At 62.0% G+C, this 21,664-nt stretch carries 22 protein-coding genes; 20 read left to right on the forward strand and 2 right to left on the reverse strand.

From position 1 onward, the window contains the following. Nucleotide 1: 1 nt before the first annotated feature. The 4 genes from C811_RS04595 to C811_RS0102555 all read left to right on the forward strand — a co-directional run bounded on the left by C811_RS04595 (nucleotide 2) and on the right by C811_RS0102555 (nucleotide 4,061). Complete coding sequence (locus C811_RS04595) at nucleotides 2-1,009, forward strand: Fic family protein (RefSeq protein ID WP_016308303.1); 1,008 nt, start codon at nucleotides 2-4, stop codon at nucleotides 1,007-1,009. Nucleotides 1,010-1,012: 3 nt separating this feature from the next. After that, nucleotides 1,013-2,161, forward strand: coding sequence for a restriction endonuclease subunit S (locus C811_RS16130; protein ID WP_016308304.1), 1,149 nt, complete (start codon nucleotides 1,013-1,015; stop codon nucleotides 2,159-2,161). Between the two features lie 17 nt (nucleotides 2,162-2,178). Further along, nucleotides 2,179-3,762: a type I restriction-modification system subunit M gene (locus C811_RS04605; protein ID WP_016308305.1), complete on the forward strand. Its 1,584-nt coding sequence runs from the start codon at nucleotides 2,179-2,181 to the stop codon at nucleotides 3,760-3,762. Nucleotides 3,763-3,866: 104 nt separating this feature from the next. Further along, nucleotides 3,867-4,061, forward strand: a complete 195-nt coding sequence (locus C811_RS0102555) for an antitoxin VbhA family protein (RefSeq protein ID WP_022926346.1) — start codon at nucleotides 3,867-3,869, stop codon at nucleotides 4,059-4,061. 23 nt (nucleotides 4,062-4,084) lie between these two features. Here C811_RS0102555 and C811_RS04610 read toward each other — a convergent pair whose 3' ends face one another. Continuing rightward, nucleotides 4,085-4,729 carry a restriction endonuclease subunit S gene (locus C811_RS04610; RefSeq protein ID WP_084811408.1) on the reverse strand — a complete coding sequence of 215 codons (645 nt, stop codon included), beginning with the start codon at nucleotides 4,727-4,729 and terminating at the stop codon, nucleotides 4,085-4,087. Between C811_RS04610 and C811_RS16135 the strand changes: the two genes are divergently transcribed. From C811_RS16135 to C811_RS0102560, 3 genes are read left to right on the forward strand one after another with little or no spacing between them, the layout of a single operon-like run. After that, nucleotides 4,712-5,404: a restriction endonuclease subunit S gene (locus C811_RS16135; protein ID WP_198010065.1), complete on the forward strand. Its 693-nt coding sequence runs from the start codon at nucleotides 4,712-4,714 to the stop codon at nucleotides 5,402-5,404. The two genes, C811_RS04610 and C811_RS16135, sit on opposite strands and share 18 nt — an antisense overlap. Next, entirely contained in the window at nucleotides 5,296-6,549 is a 1,254-nt protein-coding gene (locus C811_RS04615; RefSeq protein WP_016308307.1) for an ATP-binding protein, read from the forward strand. The genes C811_RS16135 and C811_RS04615 overlap by 109 nt, the downstream gene beginning before the upstream one ends. Nucleotides 6,550-6,606: 57 nt before the next feature. Next, a complete protein-coding gene (locus C811_RS0102560) occupies nucleotides 6,607-7,134 on the forward strand; it encodes a restriction endonuclease S subunit (protein WP_022926348.1) in 528 nt (175 codons plus the stop codon). Here C811_RS0102560 and C811_RS04620 read toward each other — a convergent pair. Beyond that, nucleotides 7,120-8,046 (reverse strand): site-specific integrase, encoded by a 927-nt coding sequence (locus C811_RS04620; RefSeq protein WP_016308309.1) that lies wholly within the window; start codon nucleotides 8,044-8,046, stop codon nucleotides 7,120-7,122. The two genes, C811_RS0102560 and C811_RS04620, sit on opposite strands and share 15 nt — an antisense overlap. Before the next feature lie 209 nt (nucleotides 8,047-8,255). Here C811_RS04620 and C811_RS15590 point away from each other — a divergent pair, with 209 nt between their 5' ends. From C811_RS15590 to C811_RS04680, 13 genes are all read left to right on the forward strand, one after another. Next, complete coding sequence (locus tag C811_RS15590; RefSeq protein WP_016308310.1) at nucleotides 8,256-9,797, forward strand: 5-bromo-4-chloroindolyl phosphate hydrolysis family protein; 1,542 nt, start codon at nucleotides 8,256-8,258, stop codon at nucleotides 9,795-9,797. 106 nt (nucleotides 9,798-9,903) lie between these two features. Further along, entirely contained in the window at nucleotides 9,904-11,052 is a 1,149-nt protein-coding gene (locus C811_RS04625; protein WP_016308311.1) for a toxic anion resistance protein, read from the forward strand. 76 nt (nucleotides 11,053-11,128) lie between these two features. Further along, the gene (gene ruvX, locus C811_RS04630) at nucleotides 11,129-11,545 is read left to right on the forward strand and encodes a Holliday junction resolvase RuvX (RefSeq protein ID WP_016308312.1); all 417 of its coding nucleotides are present in this window, start codon (nucleotides 11,129-11,131) and stop codon (nucleotides 11,543-11,545) included. Nucleotides 11,546-11,626: 81 nt separating this feature from the next. Further along, entirely contained in the window at nucleotides 11,627-12,823 is a 1,197-nt protein-coding gene (gene mltG, locus C811_RS04635; protein WP_022926350.1) for an endolytic transglycosylase MltG, read from the forward strand. Between the two features lie 30 nt (nucleotides 12,824-12,853). After that, the gene (locus C811_RS04640; protein ID WP_016308314.1) at nucleotides 12,854-13,432 is read left to right on the forward strand and encodes a YqeG family HAD IIIA-type phosphatase; all 579 of its coding nucleotides are present in this window, start codon (nucleotides 12,854-12,856) and stop codon (nucleotides 13,430-13,432) included. 19 nt (nucleotides 13,433-13,451) lie between these two features. Continuing rightward, the gene (locus C811_RS04645) at nucleotides 13,452-14,378 is read left to right on the forward strand and encodes a shikimate dehydrogenase family protein (RefSeq protein ID WP_016308315.1); all 927 of its coding nucleotides are present in this window, start codon (nucleotides 13,452-13,454) and stop codon (nucleotides 14,376-14,378) included. Between the two features lie 129 nt (nucleotides 14,379-14,507). Then, on the forward strand, nucleotides 14,508-15,947 hold the full coding sequence (gene asnS / locus C811_RS04650) for an asparagine--tRNA ligase (RefSeq protein ID WP_016308316.1): 1,440 nt from the start codon (nucleotides 14,508-14,510) through the stop codon (nucleotides 15,945-15,947). Nucleotides 15,948-16,072: 125 nt separating this feature from the next. Continuing rightward, complete coding sequence (gene aroC, locus C811_RS04655; protein WP_016308317.1) at nucleotides 16,073-17,239, forward strand: chorismate synthase; 1,167 nt, start codon at nucleotides 16,073-16,075, stop codon at nucleotides 17,237-17,239. A gap of 1 nt (nucleotide 17,240) precedes the next feature. After that, complete coding sequence (locus C811_RS04660) at nucleotides 17,241-17,831, forward strand: shikimate kinase (RefSeq protein WP_244874310.1); 591 nt, start codon at nucleotides 17,241-17,243, stop codon at nucleotides 17,829-17,831. Further along, nucleotides 17,813-18,937 (forward strand): 3-dehydroquinate synthase, encoded by a 1,125-nt coding sequence (gene aroB / locus C811_RS04665; protein ID WP_016308319.1) that lies wholly within the window; start codon nucleotides 17,813-17,815, stop codon nucleotides 18,935-18,937. The genes C811_RS04660 and aroB overlap by 19 nt, the downstream gene beginning before the upstream one ends. 39 nt (nucleotides 18,938-18,976) lie before the next feature. Then, nucleotides 18,977-19,420, forward strand: a complete 444-nt coding sequence (aroQ, locus tag C811_RS04670; protein ID WP_016308320.1) for a type II 3-dehydroquinate dehydratase — start codon at nucleotides 18,977-18,979, stop codon at nucleotides 19,418-19,420. A gap of 234 nt (nucleotides 19,421-19,654) precedes the next feature. Beyond that, the gene (locus tag C811_RS04675; RefSeq protein WP_051127462.1) at nucleotides 19,655-20,734 is read left to right on the forward strand and encodes a M24 family metallopeptidase; all 1,080 of its coding nucleotides are present in this window, start codon (nucleotides 19,655-19,657) and stop codon (nucleotides 20,732-20,734) included. Between the two features lie 3 nt (nucleotides 20,735-20,737). Continuing rightward, nucleotides 20,738-21,460, forward strand: a complete 723-nt coding sequence (locus C811_RS04680) for a response regulator transcription factor (protein WP_022926353.1) — start codon at nucleotides 20,738-20,740, stop codon at nucleotides 21,458-21,460. Nucleotides 21,461-21,664: the final 204 nt, after the last annotated feature.

The following is a 21,664-nucleotide window of genomic DNA, read 5'->3' on the forward strand; positions in this document are numbered from 1 at the left end:
CATGTCGTACGAACCGCCGTTCAGGCTGAGCGAAAGGATCCTGCAACTCGTTGCTGATATTGCGCAGAAGGTCGGCCGCGTTGAGATCTTGGGAGAATTCAACACCAGCCCTCAGCTTCGCAAAGAAAACCGCATTCGCACCATTCAGTCGTCGCTGGCAATCGAGAATAACAGCCTCTCCCTTGAACAGGTCACGGCACTTGTGGATGACAAACGAGTACTTGCGCCGCCTAAAGATATCTTGGAGGTGCAGAATGCGATAAGGGCCTATGACGCTCTGCCAACGTTCGATGCGATGTCTTTGGAAGACCTGCTTGAGGCGCATCGGCTTCTCATGTCCGGTCTCACTTCGGAAGCTGGTCGCTTTCGTAGCGGGAATGTGGGCGTGTTCAGTGGGGATCAGCTTATCCATGCTGGCACACCTGCTCATTACGTCCCGGAGATTATGGACGACTTGTTTTCGTGGCTGAGACGTTCCGAGGTGCATCCTCTCGTCGCGTCGTGCGTGTTCCATTATGAATTTGAGTTCATTCATCCCTTCGCGGATGGTAATGGCCGCATGGGGCGCTTGTGGCAGACTTTGATACTCAGTGATTGGAATTCGCTTTTTGCGTGGCTTCCTGTAGAGTCGGTTGTTAAAGATCGCCAAGAAGGCTATTACCGTGTACTTCAGCAAGCGGATAACGCAGCCGACTCAACGCCGTTTGTGGTGTTTATGCTGGAGGCTCTTTCTGATGCTCTTGATGAAATTGCTGTCCAGGAGAATGATGTCGGTATAAATGTCGGTATAAATATCGGTATAAACGATAGCGCGGCGAATGCGGCGAGCCAAGTGCGAGAGAAGCTTCTCGCGCTGGTGAAAGCTAATCCGACTATTACAGCTGCTCGGCTGTCTGAACAACTTTCGTTGAGCAAGCGGCAGGTAGAGCGACTCATGGCCGCGCTGAAAGCCGAAGGAAGGCTCGTCCGTATCGGCGCAAACCGCAATGGCCGCTGGGAAGTGAGGTAGAAAATGGAAGAAAAAAGGAACGTTCCCAAGCTCCGTTTCCCCGGTTTCACTGACCCTTGGGAACAGCGTAAGCTGGGGGAGCTTTTGACATACGAGCAGCCGCAGCCTTACATTGTTGAAAGCACTGAATACAGCGGTAACCCCGGAACCCCCGTGCTTACAGCTGGACAGCGCTTCATTTTGGGATATACCGATGAGGAATATGGAATAAAGATTGCCAGCGAAGATAGCCCCGTTGTTATTTTCGATGACTTCACCACCTCATCTCATTTTGTTGAATTCCCATTTAAAGTGAAGAGTTCAGCGATGAAGCTTTTGAGTCCAAGGGACAAGGAGGATGACTTTCGGTTTATCTTCCATACGTTGGGGAAGATAAACTACACGCCGCAAGGTCACGAACGACATTGGATATCAAAGTTTTCAAAATTTAGCGTTCCTGTTCCGGGCAAAATAGAACAAGAAAAAATAGGTTCTCTCTTCCAGAAGCTCGACTCGCTCATCACCCTTCATCAGCGTAAGTTGGATCATGCCAAGGAGTTGAAAAAAGGACTGCTTCAAAAAATGTTTCCAAAAGAAGGAGCGAGTGTGCCGGAGCTTCGTTTCCCCGGTTTCACTGACCCTTGGGAACAGCGTAGGTTGGGGGAGATAGCGACCGTTACTATGGGCCAGTCGCCAAACGGCGCTTTTTATACCGACAACCCTAGCGACATAATCCTAGTTCAAGGCAATGCTGATCTTAAGGATGGCTGGGTCTGTCCAAGGGTTTGGACAACCCAGATTACCAAAACGGCAAATGCCGGAGATTTGATTATGAGCGTGCGTGCGCCTGTGGGCGCTGTGGGTAAAACTGCATTTGACGTGGTTCTCGGCAGAGGAGTTGCCGGGATTGCGGGTGACGAGTTTCTTTACCAAGCCCTGCAAAAGAAAGCACAAGATGGCTACTGGACAGTTGTTTCGGCTGGGTCGACTTTCGACTCGATTAGTGGGGGCGATCTTAAAGATACACCTATTCCTGTTCCTTCTAGTTCTGCTGAGAGAGCGAAGATCGGAGAGCAACTTCGCAAGCTCGACTCGCTCATCACCCTTCATCAGCGTCAGTTGGATCACATCAAAGAACTGAAAAAAGGCCTGCTTCAGCAGATGTTCGTCTAGGAAAGGAATACGATAAAATGAGTGATTTGAACGAAATCTCCTCCAAGCTTTGGGCGATGGCAAACGAACTGCGTGGCAACATGGATGCTGCGGAGTACAAGAACTACATTCTGGCTTTTATGTTCTACCGCTATCTTTCAGAGCATCAGGAAGAATACTTGGTGACCAATAATGTTTTGGATGTGGAGCCGGGTCAAACGGTTAATCAGGCTTATCTGGAGCAGGCTAACAATGAGGAGCTGGCGGACTATCTGGAGGACATCTCCTCAAGCCTGGGCTATGCAATTGAGCCGCTTGATACCTGGGCCTCTCTCGTTCACAAAATCGATGAGAGCATGGTCATACCGAGCGACTATCAGAGCATGTTCGACCATTTCAATAAGAATGCAGAGCTCAATAAGGAGGCGGAGCGCGACTTTCGCGGGGTGTTCAACGACGTGAATCTTGGCGACTCGCGCCTGGGGTCATCGACGAACGATCGCGCCAAGTCCCTTAACCGTATTGTGAAACTCGTGGATAGCATAGAGTATAAGAGCGAGGATGGCAAAGACGTTCTCGGCGCCATTTATGAGTACCTAATCAAGCAGTTCGCAGCTTCGGCAGGCAAGAAGGGCGGGGAATTCTATACGCCCCACGAGGTGAGCGAGATATTGGCAAAAATCGTGACGATGGATTGGGACGATGCAGATTCCGCCTTCAGCGTGTATGACCCGGCCATGGGGTCTGGCTCCCTCCTGCTGACCGTCGGACAGGAGCTGCCGGACGATCAGCCAATTAAGTATTACGGGCAAGAGCTGAACACCACCACGTATAACTTGGCGCGCATGAATTTGATGCTGCATGGTGTGTCATTCAACAACATGACTCTCTCTAATGCCGACACACTTGAGGGTGACTGGCCGGATGGGCCGGACGAGAAGGGCGTTGATCGCCCGCGCTCTTTCGACGCCGTCGTCGCGAACCCGCCCTATTCCGCACATTGGGACAATAGCGATACCAAGCTTAAGGACGCGCGGTTCAAGGACTATGGCAAGCTGGCGCCCAAGACCAAAGCCGATTACGCATTCATTCTTCACAGTTTGTACCATCTGAAGGATGGCGGCACTATGGCCATCGTGCTTCCGCATGGCGTGTTGTTCCGCGGAGCTGCTGAGGGCGTAATCAGGAAGGCGATCATAGAAAACAAGAACTATCTCGATACTGTGATCGGGTTACCCGCTAACATTTTCTACGGCACGGGTATTCCGACGATCATTCTTGTATTCAAGAAAGGACGCGAGGTTAAGGACATCCTGTTCATCGATGCATCTCGCGAGTTCGAAAAGGCAAAGAACCAGAATCGTCTGACTCCTGCCAATATTGAGAAAATCATTGAAACCTACAGGAATCGTGAAGATGTTGAGAAGTATGCTCATGTCGCCTCTCTCGAAGAAGTGAGGGAGAACGATCACAACCTCAATATTCCCCGTTATGTCGATACCTTTGAGGAGGAAGAAGAGGTAGACCTAGATGAAGTCTTGAAGTTGATCGAGCAGGACAAGAGAGAAATCGCTGAGCTAGAGCAGGAAATCGCAGATCAGCTTAAACTGCTCGGCGTGTAAGTTTTCTGGGCCCGCTGTTTTGCCGAGCGGCAAAACAGCGGGCAATGTGGGAAGACGTGATCGAGGGACGACTGTCCGCCCCTATGCTATCGAGAAGGTGCCACATGGATCGTGAACGCGCAATGCGGGAGGCCATTCATTCTGGAGAAATGGAGGGTGCATGGGTGTCCGCGGAGTTTCGCGGGGATGCTGAAGCATATATCGCTGGTGAAATCACTTTAGAGGAGCTTGGGGAGCGCACGAGGAGGCGTTGGATGAACCGTAGAGAAGCCGCATCGCAAGACAAGGAATTTACTTAGGTGGCGCGGCACCAGGGTCTTAGTCAAATGATGATTCCAGGCTCGATCCGCTCACGCTGATGAAGGGTGATGAGCGAGTCGAGGCTTAACACAAAAGACGATATAGCTCTTTGCTCGTCGATACCTGGGTACGCCAATTCCGTCATCGCGATGTCGGCGTTATGCACATGCACGACTGATTTTCCTTGCGCGCGTTTGGCTAGATCGCCATGGGCGCTTCCGTAGGTTATCCCAAGCGCAACATAGTCGGGATCCAGTGCCCCCTCTGGGGTTAAAACATTCAAGTCGCCACCAAAAATGATGCCTGGCCTGCGAACAGACGACGCAATTGCGATGTCTTCGGCCGTCTCGCCCGAAGCCGGAACTATCACCTCATTGCCGCTTGAGAGCAGCGAGCCGCCCTTATCCGCGGCAAACGTATCAACCTCTTCGATTCTGGTTTGATACTGTGTATAAAGACGCCCGTAGAGAATTAGGGGCATTCCCGTTTCGCAGATATCCATCTTGCTGTAGCCTCGCCCTTTGGCGAACGAGCACAGCTCCCCCAGCTTACGCTGTTCCCAATCATTAGCAAGCGCCTGTTGGATTGATACAAAACTCGAGCATGAAGATGCCGGGGGGGATTCACGACAACTTGGGAACAGCGTAGGTTGGGGGAGATCGCACATCGAGTAATCCGCAAGAACGAAGAGGGGGTGTCCGATCTCCCATTAACTATCTCGGCTCAGCTCGGGCTCGTAGATCAGAGGGACTTCTTTAGCAGCCAAGTTGCAAGCCGTGATTTGCGTGGATATTACTTGCTCAAGAAGGGAGAGTTCGCTTACAACAAAAGCACCTCGGGCGATAGTCCTTGGGGCGCGGTTAAGCGCCTGACGAGATACGAAAAAGGCTGCTTATCGACCCTTTACATTTGCTTCGGGCTCGACGAAGGCGATCCTGCTTTTCTAGTGACTTACTATGAAACCAACCGTTGGCACAAAGGGATTCGAATGATTGCCGCCGAAGGTGCCAGAAACCATGGTCTGCTTAACATAGCACCCATCGATTTCTTTGAAATTAAATTAACTCTACCGAGCGAAATCGAAGAGCAGTCCCGCATCGGCCTTTTCTTCCAGAAGCTCGACTCGCTCATCACCCTTCATCAGCGTGAGGACTTGCCTCCACGCTGCGCCCTCGCTACAATTCTATCTGTGAAAAATGCTACAATCATCACGTTAGAAAGATGGATATCTCCATGGAGTTCTCTCGAGGCGCCTACGTTTCCCAACTCGTATCCCAAATCGGCAGCGGCCAGGTCAAGGTTGTCACTGGCGTTCGCCGTTGCGGCAAGACATACCTGCTAAATACCCTCTTCAAACGCCATCTCATCGAGGCGGGGATCCGCGCCGACCATATCGTCGAGATGGATTTCGACGGATACCGCAACAGCGTTTACCGGGATCCCGATCGCTTCCTCTCGTTTGTAGACGGCAGAATAGCCGACGGGGAGCCGTACTTCCTCCTGCTCGATGAGATCCAGCTCCTCGACCGATTCCCGGAAGTGCTCAACGACCTCCTGCGCATGGAGAACGTCGATGTGTACGCAACGGGAAGCAATGCGCGCCTCCTCTCCAAGGACGTCGTCACCGAGTTCAGGGGCCGCGGCTACGAGATACCGATGCGGCCATTGAGCTTCTCGGAATTCATGGAGGGCTTCAACGGAGACAAGCGCGATGGATACTTGGAATACGCCACCTACGGGGGCCTGCCCGCAGTCGTCCTCCGCAAGAGCGCCGACGAAAAGACGCAGTATCTCACGAGCGTGATGAGCGAAGTTTACCTGGCAGATATCGTCGATCGGTACAAGGTTCGGGACGTCTCCGACCTCAACGACCTGGTCGACATGCTCTCGTCCTGCATCGGCTCCCTCGTGAATCCGACCAAGATCGCAAACACTTTCAAAAGCGAGAAGCACTCCAATATCGCGAGGGAGACCGTGGACAGGTTCCTAGCCCACCTCGAAGACTCATTCCTTTTCGAGAAGGCGGTACGCTACGACATAAAAGGCCGAAAATACATCGGGGCGGGATCAAAGTACTATGCCGTTGACGTGGGCCTGCGCAACGCGCGACTCAACTTCAGGCAGTTCGAGGAAACTCACATCATGGAGAACATCCTGTACAACGAGCTCCGCGGACGGGGTTTCAAGGTCGATGTTGGCATCGTGCCCTCGCAGCGCAGGGACAGCCAGGGCAGCGTGAGGCGCGTCAATTACGAGATAGATTTCGTGTGCAATCTCGGAAGCAAACGGCTCTACATCCAATCCGCCTACGCGTTGCCCACTCAAGAGAAGATGGATCAGGAGCAAGCATCCCTCATGCGAGTCGGCGACTCTTTCAAGAAGGTCATCGTGACAAAAGATGGCATCGCGCCCCACTACAACGATCGCGGCGTGCTGATAATGAACATCTACGACTTCCTCCTCCATCCCTCCTCGCTGGAGATATAAAACCCGCGCCCTACGGCTTCTCTGCAAGCTGCCGCAACAACTTGGGAACAGCGTAGGTTGGGGGAGATCGCACATCGAGTAATCCGCAAGAACGAAGAGGGGGTGTCCGATCTCCCATTAACTATCTCGGCTCAGCTCGGGCTCGTAGATCAGAGGGACTTCTTTAGCAGCCAAGTTGCAAGCCGTGATTTGCGTGGATATTACTTGCTCAAGAAGGGAGAGTTCGCTTACAACAAAAGCACCTCGGGCGATAGTCCTTGGGGCGCGGTTAAGCGCCTGACGAGATACGAAAAAGGCTGCTTATCGACCCTTTACATTTGCTTCGGGCTCGACGAAGGCGATCCTGCTTTTCTAGTGACTTACTATGAAACCAACCGTTGGCACAAAGGGATTCGAATGATTGCCGCCGAAGGTGCCAGAAACCATGGTCTGCTTAACATAGCACCCATCGATTTCTTTGAAATTAAATTAACTCTACCGAGCGAAATCGAAGAGCAGTCCCGCATCGGCCTTTTCTTCCAGAAGCTCGACTCGCTCATCACCCTTCATCAGCGTGAGCGTTTCGCCGATCTAGATGAGACTTGAAATGGAGCGCATTACAAGGTCGACATCCTGGTTCTCAAGTTCTTGGATGATGTGCAGGTAGGTTTTTTGCGTCGTGTTCATGCTGGCATGCCCCAGTCGCTTGGCAACGCTTGCGATGGATACGCCAGCGAACAGCAGGAGCGACGCGTGCGTATGGCGCAGACCGTGCACGGATATCACGGGTATTTCCGCATGCCTGCAGTGGCGCTCTAGCACGTCATTGGCAGTCGAGTTGTAGACCTTCCCGTTCACGAAGATGGGCTCATCGGGGGGAAGCGACTTGGTGAGTTCCGAAAACTGAATGACGAGCTGCCAATCGAGTTGCACCTTGCGAACTGACGAACGGTTTTTCGTGGGCACGAAGCCGCCTCCGCTCTTATAGTCCCAGGTTTTGCTCACCGACACCACCTGCCTTCCGAATTCGAAGTCGGCGGGGGTGAGCGCGATGGCCTCCGAGAACCGCAGCCCTGTTTTGGCGATGAGCAGGATAAGCCAATCCCACGAGATGTCCGTCCCGAGGTTAAGATCGTTGAGCAGGCGGTGGAGTTCAAACTGGTTCAGGTATTTCTGCTTCTTGGCGCGTGGGGTCTTGCCCTTGATGATGGCCTTTCGCGTCGGGTCTCTGTCGACAAGGCCCTCGTCCACGGCGTCGAGGACGGCGCCTTTAAGTTGGTGGTGGAAATCCATAGTGGTTTGCCGCTCGTGGCTTTGGGCGTAGTCGTTGAGAAGCTGCTGGTAGGTGATTCGGTTGAGCTCTGCCAGGGTGAGCAGAGGGATGAGCTTTTGCAGCCATGCGCAGGTGAGGTGGTATTTGCTGAGTGTCACATCGCGCACGGCGCCCTCCTTGTACATGGCAACCCATTGTCGATAGTAATCGCAGAAGGTGTGCTGGGGTGTCATCGCGTTGATCATGGCCTTCTCCTATCTTCGTTTCGGGGTTCGTTTGGATTGCTCACGCTGACGAAGGTTTTACGAGCATAGGCGAAGGGGGCATGGACGCGCAATGGCTTCGGGCTTGCTGATTGCGTGGGATGCGGGCCTGCCGCAGCGGGCGCGTGGTATGATGGCGGCGAAATTACGGAAGGCGCCTGCGACGGCGCCGCGCACGATGAGGATGGACGATGGCAGCGTATAGTACGGGAGGCCCCGGGCCCCAGCAGCCCCACCACGGCCAGGGGAGGCCCGCGGCCGAACCTCAGCAACCGGGGCCCGACGCCATCTACGAGGTGCCCTGGGACGACCCTGCCCCCGCGGGGCGGTCGGGCGGCCAAGCCGAGTCCCGGTCTGGCGCAGGTTCGGCGTTCGCGCCCGGCACCAGCCCGGTGCCCGGCATGCCGGCCAAGGATTTCGAGCGCCTGTGCCACTCGGTGGACAAGGCGTTCTCCCAGTTCGCTAAGGCGGTGGAGAAGGGTGCCGGTGAGGTGGCCGAAGCCCTGGGATCGAAACCCGAGGACAATCTGAAAGCCTACGAGGAGATGGCCCGCAAGCGCCAGGCGAAGGCCCGCAAGCGCCAGGCCAAGCGGGAGCGCAAGGCGGCCGAGGCCCAGTACCGCGCCGCCCAGGCCCAGGCAGCCGCCCAAGCCCAAGCCGCCCAGGCTCGGCCTCCGGCCAACGGCGGCTGGGGCTTCCCTGCCGCTTCCGCTCCCGCGCCGGCCTACCCCGGCCCCACGGCCCTTGCCAAGGGGCGGTTCCGCTCGTCCGGCGGCCTGACGGCGTCCGGTGTCATCATGACGGCCATCGGCGGCGCGTGCACCTTCGCCTTCGGCATTTTTACAGCCGTGGGCATCGTTGCGGGGCTCGCCACGGGTCCTGCCGGCGTGGTGACGGCGGTGTTGTTTGGCACGCTCACGGCGGCCGGGGCGGCGCTGCTGGCCGGAGGCATCGATCGCTTGCGCACGGCCTCGCAGCTCAAGTCGTTCCGGCGCATCTTCGGCGACCGCGAGGCCTGCACCTTCGACGACATTGCCGCCCGCGCCCTGATCAGCCGGCCCAAGGCCCTGGCTCGGGCCCGCAAGCTGATCAGACGCGGGCTCATTCCCCAGGGGCGCATCGACCATGAGGCCACCACCCTCATGGTGACCGAGAACGCATACCGCCAGTACTGCACGTTGCAGCAGCATCAGCGCCAGATCGCCGAGAGCCAGCGGGCTGCCGAGGAGGCCCGGGTCGCTGAGGCGGCCGCGCGCCAGAGTCGCGAGCGCGACCTGAGCGACCGTCTCACGCCGGAGCAGCGCGCCTTCGTTGCGACAGGCCGGGACTACCTGGGCCAGCTGCGCCGCCTGGACGAGTCCATCGACGATGCGGCCGTGAGCGAGCGCATCGTGGCCATCGAAGAGGTGGTGGGCCGCATCCTCGCCCGAGCCGAAGGGGAGCCCTCTGTCATCGCCGGCCTCGATCGCTTGACCGCCTACTACCTTCCCACGACGGTGAAGCTGCTGGCCGCCTACGATAATCTGGAAGAGCAGCCGGTGCAGGGTGAGAACATCGCGGCCTCGCGCCGCGAGATCGAGCATACCTTGGGAGTGCTCCACAGCGCCTTCGAGAAGCTCTTGGACGACACCTACCAGGATCTGTCCCTCGATGTGTCCGCCGACATTGCCGTGCTCCAGGCCATGCTGGCCCAGGAGGGGCTGGTAGACGGCCCCTTCGATGTGAAACCGTAAGCCGATGACGGGCTGTGCCCGGAAGCGAAACACCCCCGAAAGGCGGTCTTTCCCCGTAAGGGCGCCTCACGCTAACGACGTTGTCGAACCTTTGGAAGGAACTTTTATGAACGACGAGCTGACGAACCTCACGAACATTCCCGCCCCCACCCTCACGCTGGACCCGGTGGTCGAGGACGCCGCCGTCAAGGCGTCCATCATCGAGGTGGAGGCCCCGCCCGCCCCCTCTCTCGCCGATTCGCTCTCAGCCGAGGAGCTGGCCCAGGTGGACGCCTTCGCCCGGCAGATCGATATCGCCAACTCCCAGCAGGTGCTCACCTTCGGCTCCGGCGCCCAGAAGAAGATGGCCGACTTCTCCGAAACGGCCCTCGAACGTGTGCGCACCCAGGATCTGGGCGAGGCCGGCGATCTCATCGCCGGCGTGGTGACCGAGCTGAAGAGCTTCGATGCCGATGAGGAGAGCAAGGGGCTGTTCGGCCTGTTCAAGCGCCAGGCAAACAAGATCGTGGCCCTGAAGGCCCGCTACGACAGCGCCGAGGCCAACGTGGACAAGATCGCCCGGGCCCTGGAGGCCCACCAGGTGACCCTCATGAAGGACGCCGCCACCATGGACAAGCTCTACGAGCTGAACCTCACCTACTTCAAGGAGCTGACCATGTACCTCTTGGCCGGCCGCCAGCGTCTGGCCGAGGTGCGCGAGGGCGAGCTGGCCGCGCTGGCCGCCAAGGCCCAGGCCTCGGCCTCCACCGAGGATGCCGAGGCGGTGCAGAAGCTGTCGGCGGCCTGCAACCGCTTCGAGAAGAAGCTCTCCGACCTGGATCTGTCCCGCACCGTGGCCATGCAGATGGCCCCGCAGATCCGTCTCGTGCAGAACAACGAGATGCTCATGATCGAGAAGATCCAGACGACGCTCGTGAACACCATCCCGCTGTGGAAGAGCCAGATGCTTCTGGCCTTGGGGCTGGCCAACAACGAGGCGGCGCTTAAGGCCCAGTCCGCCGTCACCGACATGACCAACGAGCTTCTGCGCAAGAATGCCGAGAAATTGAAGCAGTCCACCGTGGAGGTGGCCCGCGAGTCCGAGCGGGGCATCGTGGATATCGAGACCTTGAAGGCCACCAACGAGAACCTCATCCAGACCTTCGACGAGGTGATGAAGATTCAGGCTGAGGGCCGCGCCAAGCGCGCCGAGGCCGAGGTGGAGATGCGCCGCATGGAAGCAGAGCTGCGTCAGAAGCTGCTGGAGGTGCGCTAACCGCGTGCTGTGGGGCGCCCTTACCGGGTAAGGGCGCCCTATCCAGCGAGGGAGTCCTGCAGAGAAAGGAGCGACGGTGCGCGTTATGGCCCTTGATATCGGGGAAGTGCGCGTGGGGGTGGCCGTGAGCGACCCCGGCGAGCGGGTGGCGAGCCCCGTGTGCGTGCTGCCCGCCTCCGACGTCCTCGCCCACGGCAAGGCGTTCCGTCGCGTGTTGGAGGATTGGGAGCCGGAGCTGCTTGTGTGCGGGCTGCCGCGCACATTGTCCGGGGAAGAGGGCCCTCAGGCGGTCCGCATCCGCACGGCGGCCGCCCGGATCGCGGCTGCGTGCGAGCTGCCCCATGTTTTCGTAGATGAGCGCTTGAGCTCGGCCGAGGCCAAGCGGAGTTTGCGTGAAAAGGGCTGCTCCGAGCGCGATATGCGCGGAAAAGTCGATATGATAGCCGCGAGTTTGTTTCTGCAATCGTGGCTCGACGAGCGCGCCCGCGGCTAGGGGAGTGAGCTTGCCCGCCTGGGCGAGCGATGCGGCGCCTTCCTGGTCGGGTTCGCGGCGGCTATAGAGAAAGGCGTAGCTTTGGCTCTCCATAAAAAGTCGACGACCTATTCTTCCCATCCCACGTGGGCGGCGCGTGCGGCCCACGCCAAAGGCGATCGGGAGTTCCGCACCTATGATACGAGCGCCATCATGCCAAAGCGCGATCCGAAGCCGTTTGTCTTCCTCGGCGTCGTAGCGCTCGTCATTGTAGTCGCCGTGTGCTTCTTCGCCTTCAGGGCCTGCTCGGCCTCGGCCGACCTGCTGCAGCCGGGCCAGAGCGTGGAGGTGACCATCGAGGAGGGGGAAAGCGCCCAGGCCATTGGTGATGCGCTCGCCCAGGCAAAACTGGTGGGATCGGCCCAGGACTTTGTAGGCGAGGTGACGCGCTTGGATGCCGCAGCTGCGCTCATTCCCGGCACCTATACCTTCGAGGGCGGCAGTACTCCCGAGGCGCTGGTGCGGATCATTATGGCCGGCCCGGCCACGGTGGGCGACACCCTGGCGGTACCCGAGGACATCACCCGCGCCGAGTTGTCCGAACTGGTGGCCAGCGCCACGGGCGGCCGCATTACGGCCGAGGCCTTCCTCGCCGCCTCGGAGAAGGCGAGCGCCTACGCGGCCGATTACCCCTTCCTGGAAAGCGCCGGCAAGAACAGCCTCGAGGGCTTCTTGTTCCCCAAGACCTATGCCGTGACCGAGGAGATGGATGCCGAGGCCGTGGTGCGCATGATGCTCGATCAGTTCGGCGCCGAGACCGCCGGCATTTTCGGCGACTTCGCCAACAGCTATCCGGCGAGCCAGGGGCTGTCCCTTTATGAGGCGGTGAATCTGGCCTCCATTGTGGCCAAGGAGTCCACGGGCGACCAGGAGATACGCGATCATGTGGCCGGGGTGTTCTACAACCGCCTCGCCTCAGACCGCCCCTATCTGGAGTCCGATGCCACCACGGCCTACGAGGTGGGCCGCGAGCCTACGGCCGAGGAGGTGCACGCCGAGACGCCCTACGGCACCTATGCGAACCCGGGGCTGCCGCCGACGCCCATCTGCTCGCCGGGCATCGAGAGCCTCATCGCCGTGTGCGAGCCGACGGATACTAAGGACATGTTCTTCTACTTCTATTCCGATGCCGACGGCAACATGCAGGCCGTCTTCAGCCAGACCTACGAGCAGCACCAGCAGGCCATCGCCGACAACCCCGGCACCTCCGCCGGCGACGGCGACGCCGAGGCCGCCTAGGTCCTGGGCCCTGCCGGTGCGGATGTGCCCATGGCGCTGCTGACCCCCGACCGCTACTTCTCGCGCATCACCGCCATCGATATCGAGGCCGACTTGCTCGGCCACGGATATCGGGCGGTGCTGCTCGATATCGACAACACCATTCGGGCTCGGGATACGCATCAGGTGCCCCGTGATGTGGGCCTGTGGCTCGGCCGCGCCCGCACGGCCGGGGTGGATTTCTGCCTCGTGTCCAACAACTGGCACAGCGACGTGTACCAATTCGCCGGCGAGCTTGAACTGCCCATCGTGGCCAAGGCTATGAAGCCCGTGCCCGCTTCCTTCATGGTGGCCCTGCGGAAGCTGAAGGCGCCGCGGAGCGAGGCGGTGGTGGTGGGCGATCAGCTGGCCACCGACGTGCTCGGCGCTCATCTGGCCGGCCTTCCCGCCTATATGCTGCAGCCCCTGGTGGAGCAGGATCTGCCCCATACGCTGCTGTTGCGCAATGCGGAGCGGGTCATTCTGGGAGACCGCAAGCCGGAGCCGGCCGTGCATATGCGCCAAGCTGGTGACGAGCTGGCCGCCTCCTGCGCTCCAGCTGCCGCGGGTTCTCCCTCATCGTCGGAATAGGAGTGAAAGGAGCGCGGCTGTGACCGAGCATCTCTATATTTTGGGGCATCCCATTGCCCATTCGAAGTCTCCCGTCATGTACAACGCCGTCTACGAGCGGGCAGGGCTGCCCTGGCACTACGGCACGGCTGATCTGGCGACCCGGGCCGAGGCCGAGGCCTTCTTGGCGACCCGCGACTTTCTGTCCATCAACATCACGACCCCCTATAAGCCCGAGGCCTTCGCCGCCGCCGATGTGAGGGCCGCCTCGGCGAGCCTTGCCCACGGGGCCAACGTGCTCGTGAACAAGGGCGGCGCGCTCATCGCCTACAACACCGACGGCCAGGGCTGCGTGGCCTATCTGGAGGGGGCCGGCGTCTCCTTCGCGGGGAAGTCCGTGGTCGTCTGCGGTACGGGCCCCACGGCGCTGTCCATCCTGCACGCCGTGGCCCAGGCCGGTCCGGCCGACGTGCTGCTGCTCGGCCGCGACAAGGAGCGGGCCCATCGGGTCATGCGCACCTACGCCGACGAGCTGGGGGCCATGATCGGGCGCACTGTGGACATGCCGGCTTTCAAAGAGGGGCATCTCAGCTTCGCCGAGGTGTACAGGCAGGTGGATTTCCGCTTCGGCAGCTACGACACCTCGCGCCAGGCCATCGCCGGTGCCGACATCATCATCGACGCCACGCCTCTGGGCATGAACGAGGGCGATGGCGCCCCCTTTGATGTGGCCCTGCTCCGCGCGGACCAGACGGTGTTCGACGTGGTGTACGGCCACGGTGAGACGGCCCTGGCCGCGGCGGCCCGCGCTATGGGGTGCACCTTCTTCGACGGAGCCGGTATGCTGGTGGGCCAGGCGGTGGTCACGGTGGGCATCCTGCGCGACATCACCGAGACGGCCGCCCTCGATATTCCCGAGGACGAGTTGTTCGCCATCATGGCCGATGCCGCGGGGTTCGATCTGTAGGGGCGCCGACGCGCCCATGGGCCGTGGGGTTGGGTCTGCAAGATTGCCTATCGGGCCATAGGCGAGCGCGGCCCGTCCTGCTATCATAGCCGCAACGGAAAATACGCTCTGTCGAAAGGTTGCGCCCCTATGAACCGCATTAAGATCGCCCAGCTCTATGCCGATGCCGACGCCTTTGCGGGAAAGACTGTCACCGTGGCCGGATGGGTCAAATCGGTCCGCGATATGAAGAACTTCGGCTTCGTCACCTTGAACGACGGCAGCTGCTTCAAGGACCTGCAAGTGGTCATGGACCGCTCCAGCCTGGAGAACTACGACGAGATCGCCCATCAGAACGTGGCGGCGGCGCTCGTGGCGGAGGGCACGCTGAAGCTCACGCCCGATGCCCCGCAGCCCTTCGAGCTGGCGGCCGCTTCCATTCGCGTGGAAGGGCCCTCGGCGCCGGACTACCCGCTGCAGAAGAAGAGGGCCACGGTGGAGTTTCTGCGCACCCAGCAGCACCTGCGCCCGCGCACGAATCTGTTCCGCGCCGTGTTCCGCATCCGCTCGGTGGCCGCCGGCTCCATCCACCGCTTCTTCCAGGACCGCGGCTTTGTCTACGTGCACACGCCCATCATCACCGCGAGCGACTGCGAGGGCGCTGGCGAGATGTTCCGCGTGACCACCATCGATCCGGCCTGCCCGCCGCTCGTGAGCGCCGAGGCGGCCGCGGCTAGCGAGGGCGCCCTGACGGCCGGCGAAGTGGATTGGAGCGCCGACTTCTTCGGCAAGCCCGCGTCGCTCACCGTGTCCGGCCAGCTGAACGCCGAGAACTTCGCCATGGCCTTCGGCGACGTGTACACCTTCGGCCCCACCTTCCGGGCCGAGAACTCCAACACCGCTCGCCACGCCGCCGAGTTCTGGATGGTGGAGCCCGAGATCGCCTTCGCCGATCTGGAAGACAATATGGAGCTGGCTGAGGCCATGCTGAAGTACGTCATCACCGACGTGATGGAGCGCTGCCCCGATGAGCTGGCCATGCTGAACAAGTTCGTGGACAAGGGGCTCATCGAGCGCCTGACCCACGTGGCCGCCTCCGACTTCGCCCGCGTCACCTACACCGAGGCCGTGGACATCCTGCTGGCCGCCCAGGACAGCGGCCGCGCCTTCGAGTACCCCGTGGAGTGGGGCATCGACCTGCAGACCGAGCACGAGCGCTATCTCACCGAGGAGCACTTCGGCTGCCCCACCTTCGTGACTGACTACCCGGCCGCCATCAAGGCCTTCTACATGCGCTTGAACGACGACGGCCGCACCGTGGCCGCCATGGACTGCCTCGTGCCGGGTATCGGCGAGATCGTGGGCGGGTCCCAGCGCGAGGAGCGCCTGGAAGTGCTCGAGCGCCGCATCGCCGAGCTGGATATGGAGGCGGAGGAGTACCGTGCCTATCTGGACCTGCGCCGCTTCGGCACCTGCTCCCATGCGGGCTTCGGCCTGGGCTTCGAGCGCTTGGTGATGTATCTGACCGGCGTGAGCAACATCCGCGACGTCATTCCGCACCCCCGCACCGTGGGCAACGCCGAGTTCTAGGGTTCGCGCCGCTTCCTTTCCGCACTTTACCGTCCCGAAACGGCTCGGTGCCTGCCAGTGCGCTACAATGGGTGCCGATCTGCCTCGGGCGCCCTATCTGTGCGCCCTGCGAGAAAGCTGTATCTATGGAATACATCACAGCCGGGGAAAGCCACGGGCCGAATCTCACGGCCATCGTGACGGGCGTGCCGGCGGGCCTGCCGGTGTCCGTCGACCATATCAACACCGATCTGGCTCGTCGCCAGGCCGGTTACGGCCGGGGCGGCCGCATGGCCATCGAGAAGGACACGGTGACGGTGACGAGCGGCATCCGCTTCGGGCGCACCATCGGCAGCCCCATTGCGCTGACCGTGGCCAACCGCGATTGGGAGAACTGGACCGGCCGCATGGCCGCCTTCGGGAGCGCTCCGGGCGATTTGGTGCGGGAGGTGACCCCGCGGCCGGGCCATGCCGATCTGGTGGGAGCCCTGCGCACCAACACCGACGACTGCCGCAACATCCTTGAGCGGGCCAGCGCCCGGGAGACGGCGGCCCGAGTGGCCGCCGCCGGCATTGCCCGGGAGTTTCTGGCCGAGCTCGGCGTGGACGTGATGAGCTACGTGGTCTCCGTGGGCGATGTGGCCATGGCCCCCGAGACCATGGCCGATGCCGCCGAGCACAAGCCCCTCGATATCGAGCTGTCGGAGATGCGCTGCCCCGACAAGAAGGCCACTGCCGCCATGAAGCGGGCCATCGACAAGGCGAAGGACGCCGGCGAGAGCCTGGGGGGCACCTTCCGCATCGTGGCCACCGGCCTCGTGCCGGGCCTGGGCACCTATGCCACGGGCGCCGACCGGCTGACCTCCCGCATCGGGGCGGCCCTGTTCTCCATTCCGGCCATCAAGGGCGTGGAGTTCGGCCTCGGCTTCGAGGCGGCGCGCCGGCCCGGCAGCCAGGTGCACGATCCCATCCGGCTGGAGGGCTGCGACTTCATCCGCACCTCGAACAACGCCGGCGGCCTGGAGGGCGGCATGACGAGCGGCATGCCCCTCATCGTGACGGCGGCCATGAAGCCCATTCCCACCCTCATGCAGCCCCTGGAGACCGTGAACCTGGACACCCTGGACGTGGAGGAGGCCTCCAAGGAGCGCTCGGACGTGTGCGCGGTGCCCGCCGCGGCCGTCGTGGCCGAGGGGGAGGTGGCCTTCGCTCTGGCCAACGCCTACATCGAGGCCTTCGGCTGCACCTGCATGGCCGACATCAAGGCCTCTATCAAGGCCTACAAGCAGCGCCTGCGCACCATGGGGCGCTAAGGTGGGGAGGAAGGAAGCGCGTCCGGCTCCCTTGGCGGCGAAGGCCGAGCCTGCGCTCTCGTTGAGCCGGCCGGTGTTCTTCGTCGGCTTCATGGGCGCGGGCAAGACCTCGGTGGCGCGCCGTTTGGCCCGCACCTGCAAGGTGGCCTCGGTGGATATGGACACCTATATCGAGCGGCGCGAGGGCAAGAAGGTGAAGGAGATCTTCGCCGCCGTGGGCGAGGAGGGCTTCCGCGCCGTGGAGACCGAGGTGCTCCGGGAACTGGGCGCGGCAGCCGACCCTATGCTCGTGTCCTGCGGCGGCGGCGTGGTGGTGACCCCCGCCAACCACGAGGTGTTCCGCGAGTGCGGCTTCGTGGTGTACTTGGAGGTGACCGCCGACGAGGCCGCGGGTCGCATCAGCGATACCTCCACCCGGCCCCTGTTCCAGAACTTAGAAGCGGCCCGGGCCCGCTGCGCGGAGCGGCTGCCCCTCTACGCTGCCGTGGCCGATGCCACGGTGAACACGGCGGGCAAGTCGGTGCCGGCTATTGCCCGAGAAGTCCAGCGCATACTCGAGAAGGAGGGTATCCTGTGCCCGCAACGAAGATAGTCGTCAACATTCCCGGCGAGGCTCCCTACGACGTGCGCATCGGCGCCGCCGTGCTGGAAGGGCTGGGGCCCTCGCTCAAGAAGCTGCCCGCCGTGGCCGCAGCGCCCCGGCTGCTCGTCATCACCGATACGAATGTGGGGCCGCTGTACCTGGATGCGGCCAAGGCGTCGCTGAAGGCGGCCGGTTTCGCCGTGAGCGACATCACGGTGCCGGCTGGCGAGGAGGCCAAGTCGCTGGCCGTGGCCGGGGAAGTGTGGAACGCCATGGCGGCTTTGGGCCTCACGCGGGATTGCGCCGTGGTGGCCCTCGGCGGCGGCGTCGTGGGCGACCTGGCCGGTTTCGTCGCCTCCACCTACATGCGCGGCATTCCCTTCGTGCAGGTGCCCACCACCCTTCTGGCCATGGTGGATTCCTCGGTGGGGGGCAAGACCGGCGTGAACCTGGAAGCGGGCAAGAACCTCGTGGGCACGTTCAAGCAGCCGGCCCATGTGGCCGCCTGCACCGCGGTGCTGGCCACCTTGGACGAGCGCGAGTGGGCCTGCGGCTGCGCCGAGATCGCCAAGGCGGCCGTCATCGACTCCGACGAGTTCTTCTTCTGGATGACCGACCACGCCCCGGCCCTTGCCGAGCGGGACACGGTGACCGTCACCGAGGCCATCGCGCGGTCGGTGGTGTTCAAGGCCAACGTGGTGGCCGAGGACAAGACCGAGAGCCGCGGGGTGCGGGAGTGCCTGAACTACGGCCACACCCTGGGTCATGCCGTGGAGGCCCTGGCCGGGTACGGCACCTTCTCCCACGGGGCCGCCGTGGCCGAGGGCATGCGCTTCGCGGCGCGTCTCGGCGCCGCGATCGTGGGCACCTCCGAGGAGCTCATCGCGGCCCAGGACGAGCTGCTGGATGCCCTGGGGCTGCCGGCCCTGGCCTGGTCGGCTCCGGCTGGGGAGATGCTGGCCGCCATGAAGCGCGACAAGAAGACCCGGGCCGGGGAAGTGCGCTTCGTGCTGCCCCGCGACATCGGCGACTGGGAGCTCGTGTCCGTGCCCGACGAGGTGCTGTTGGAGCAGCTGCGGGCATGGGAGGCGTCGAAGGACGGCGCGGCTTCCTAGGCGCTTGGCGGCGGCAAATCTGCGAGAAAGGCTGGTTTCGTGAAAAAAATCCTACTTGTGAACGGGCCGAACCTGAATATGCTCGGTGTGCGCGACCCGGCCATCTACGGGTCGGACACCCTGGCTGCCATCGAGGCCATGGTAGTGGCCTACGGTGCCGAGCACGGCGCCCAGGTGGACTGCTTCCAGTCGAACCACGAGGGCGCGCTGGTCGACAAGCTGCACGAGGCCCACGGGCGCTACGACGGCATCGTGTACAATCCCGGGGCCCACACCCACTATTCCTATGCGCTCCACGATGCCGTGGAGTGCATCGATGTGCCCGTGGTGGAGATCCACATCTCGGACATCAGCCAGCGCGAGGAGTTCCGCCGCACCTCGGTTATCGCCCCGGCCTGCGTGGCCCAGGTGAAGGGCCTGGGGAAGGAAGGCTATCTGCGCGCGTTAGATATACTGTTGGAAGAGACGCCGGCCGAGGGCTGAGGATTCGAAAGGCCTCTCGTTCGGTCGGCGCCGAGACGGGGGCATTCGTGCTCAAACGGTCCTCGCTTGGTGGAAATGCCCACTGGACATTTCCAGTCGCTGCGGAACTCCGCGCGAACGCCCCCGCCCCCAACCTGCCCGCACTCGGTCGAGAAAGGAAGGCTCATGACCGTCTTCGACGAACTGAACAACCCGGTAGCCTGCGAGTGGCACGTGGGCCAGCTGCTGCGCGCCATGAACCAGCTGCGCGACGGGCGTCCCTCGCCCATGGTGGTACGCGATACCTCGAACATCCGCTGGCTCACCGCCTTCGACGGGGTCTTCGACGACGAGGACGCCCATGCCTTGTATGTGGCCCCCGACCGCGTGGTGCTGCATACCGATTCCCGCTATGCCAAGGCCTGCGAGCAGGCGGCCCGGCGCACGCCCATCCGGGTGGACGACACGCGCGAGAGCCACGCGAGCTTCGTGGCGCGCCAGTGGAACGGCTCGTGGCTGCACGGCATGCCCGGGGCCGAGCTGCAGATCGAGGACACGGTGACCCTGGCCGAGTACCGCGCCCTGCAGAAGGCCTTCCCGGCCGATTTCCCCATCGGCGAGACCGACGGGGTGGTGCGCCGTCTGCGCTCGGTGAAGGAGCGCTACGAGGTGGCTCGCATGCGCGGTGCCCAAGCCATCACCGATGCCGCCTTCTCCCACATCGTGGAGTTCATGCGGCCGGGTATGACGGAACGCGAGGTGCAGCTGGAGCTGGACGAGTTCATGCTGCGCCACGGAGCCGAGGGCCTGGCCTTCGCCTCCATCGTGGCCACGGGCGAGAGCGCCGCGAATCCCCATGCGGTGCCGGGCGCGACGATGCTCGAGGCCGGTCAGTGCGTGGTGCTCGACTTCGGGGCGAAGTCCTACGGCTACTGCTCGGATATGACGCGCACGGTGTTCCTCGGCGAGCCCGAGAGCCAGATGAGGTCGGCCTGGGAGGCGGTGCGGGCTGCCAACGAAGCTGTGGAGGCGATGCTGCGCCCCGGCGTGACCGGCAGACAGGCCCACGAGCGGGCCGAGGCGGTGCTCGCCGAGGGCGGCTTCGCCGGTGCCATGGGCCACGGGCTCGGCCACGGCGTGGGCCTCGACATCCACGAGGAGCCGGTACTCTCGCCGCGCAACCCCGAGCCCCTCGTGGAGGGCAACGTGGTCACGGTGGAGCCGGGCATCTACCTGCCGGGCAAGTTCGGCATGCGCCTGGAGGACTTCGGCGTGGTGACCGACGATGGCTTCGAGGTATTCACCAAGTCCACCCACGAGATGGTGGTCATCTAGGCCGTGGTGGCCGGCGCGCGCATACTGGTGGTGGAAGACGACGCGGCCATCAACCGCGTGGTCTGCTCCTATCTGGGGAAGGTGGGCGCGACCTGCACGGCGGCGTTCTCAGGTACCGAGGGGCTTATGCACCTGGGGGGCGGTGGGCCTTTCGACTTGGTCATCACCGATCTTATGCTGCCCGGCGCGTCGGGGGAGGAGGTGGTCGCCGATGCCCGGGGCCGAGGCGTTCCCGCTCTCGTGCTGTCGGCCCGGGCTACGGTGGCCGATCGGGTTGGCCTGCTGCGCATCGGCGCCGACGACTACCTCGTGAAGCCCTTCGATTTGGAGGAGCTGGCGGCCCGATGCGAGGCGGTGCTGCGCCGCAACGGGGCGTTTTCGGCAGATGCTGACGCGGATGGCGGTCGCGGCGGAGCGGCAGGTGCCTCGGTTTTGCGCATCGGTGCCTGGGAGCTGGACGAGGCGGCCCGTTCTTTCACGGCGGCTGGCATGCCGGTGCGCCTCACGCGTACGGAGTTCGAGATCGTGCGCACTCTTATGGCCGCGCCGCGTCAGGTGCACACCAAACGTGCCTTGTCGGCGGCCGCGGCCGGCGACGTGGCGGCTTTAGAGGACAAGACTGTGGCCACCCACATCGGCAATATCCGCGCCAAGCTGCGCGGTACCGGCACCGAGGACTGCATTGAGACCGTTTGGGGCGTCGGCTTCAGGCTGCGCGAGTTATGATGTGGGAAAACGTCGAATACTTGCCAAATCAAAATAGCTATGATGATCAGGCAATACGTACTATAGGCGCAGGTCGCAGCCTTGGCAAGAAATCAGCGTTTTCCAACAGGCAGTCGCGAGGGCGCCGCCGTGAAGGCCGCGCAGAGCCGTTGTCCTTGTCCCTTTCTTGGAACTTCTTGGGAAGTTTCTGAAAACGGCCGCCCT

The organism is Adlercreutzia caecimuris B7 (assembly GCF_000403355.2).
GTDB classification, from domain to species: domain Bacteria; phylum Actinomycetota; class Coriobacteriia; order Coriobacteriales; family Eggerthellaceae; genus Adlercreutzia; species Adlercreutzia caecimuris.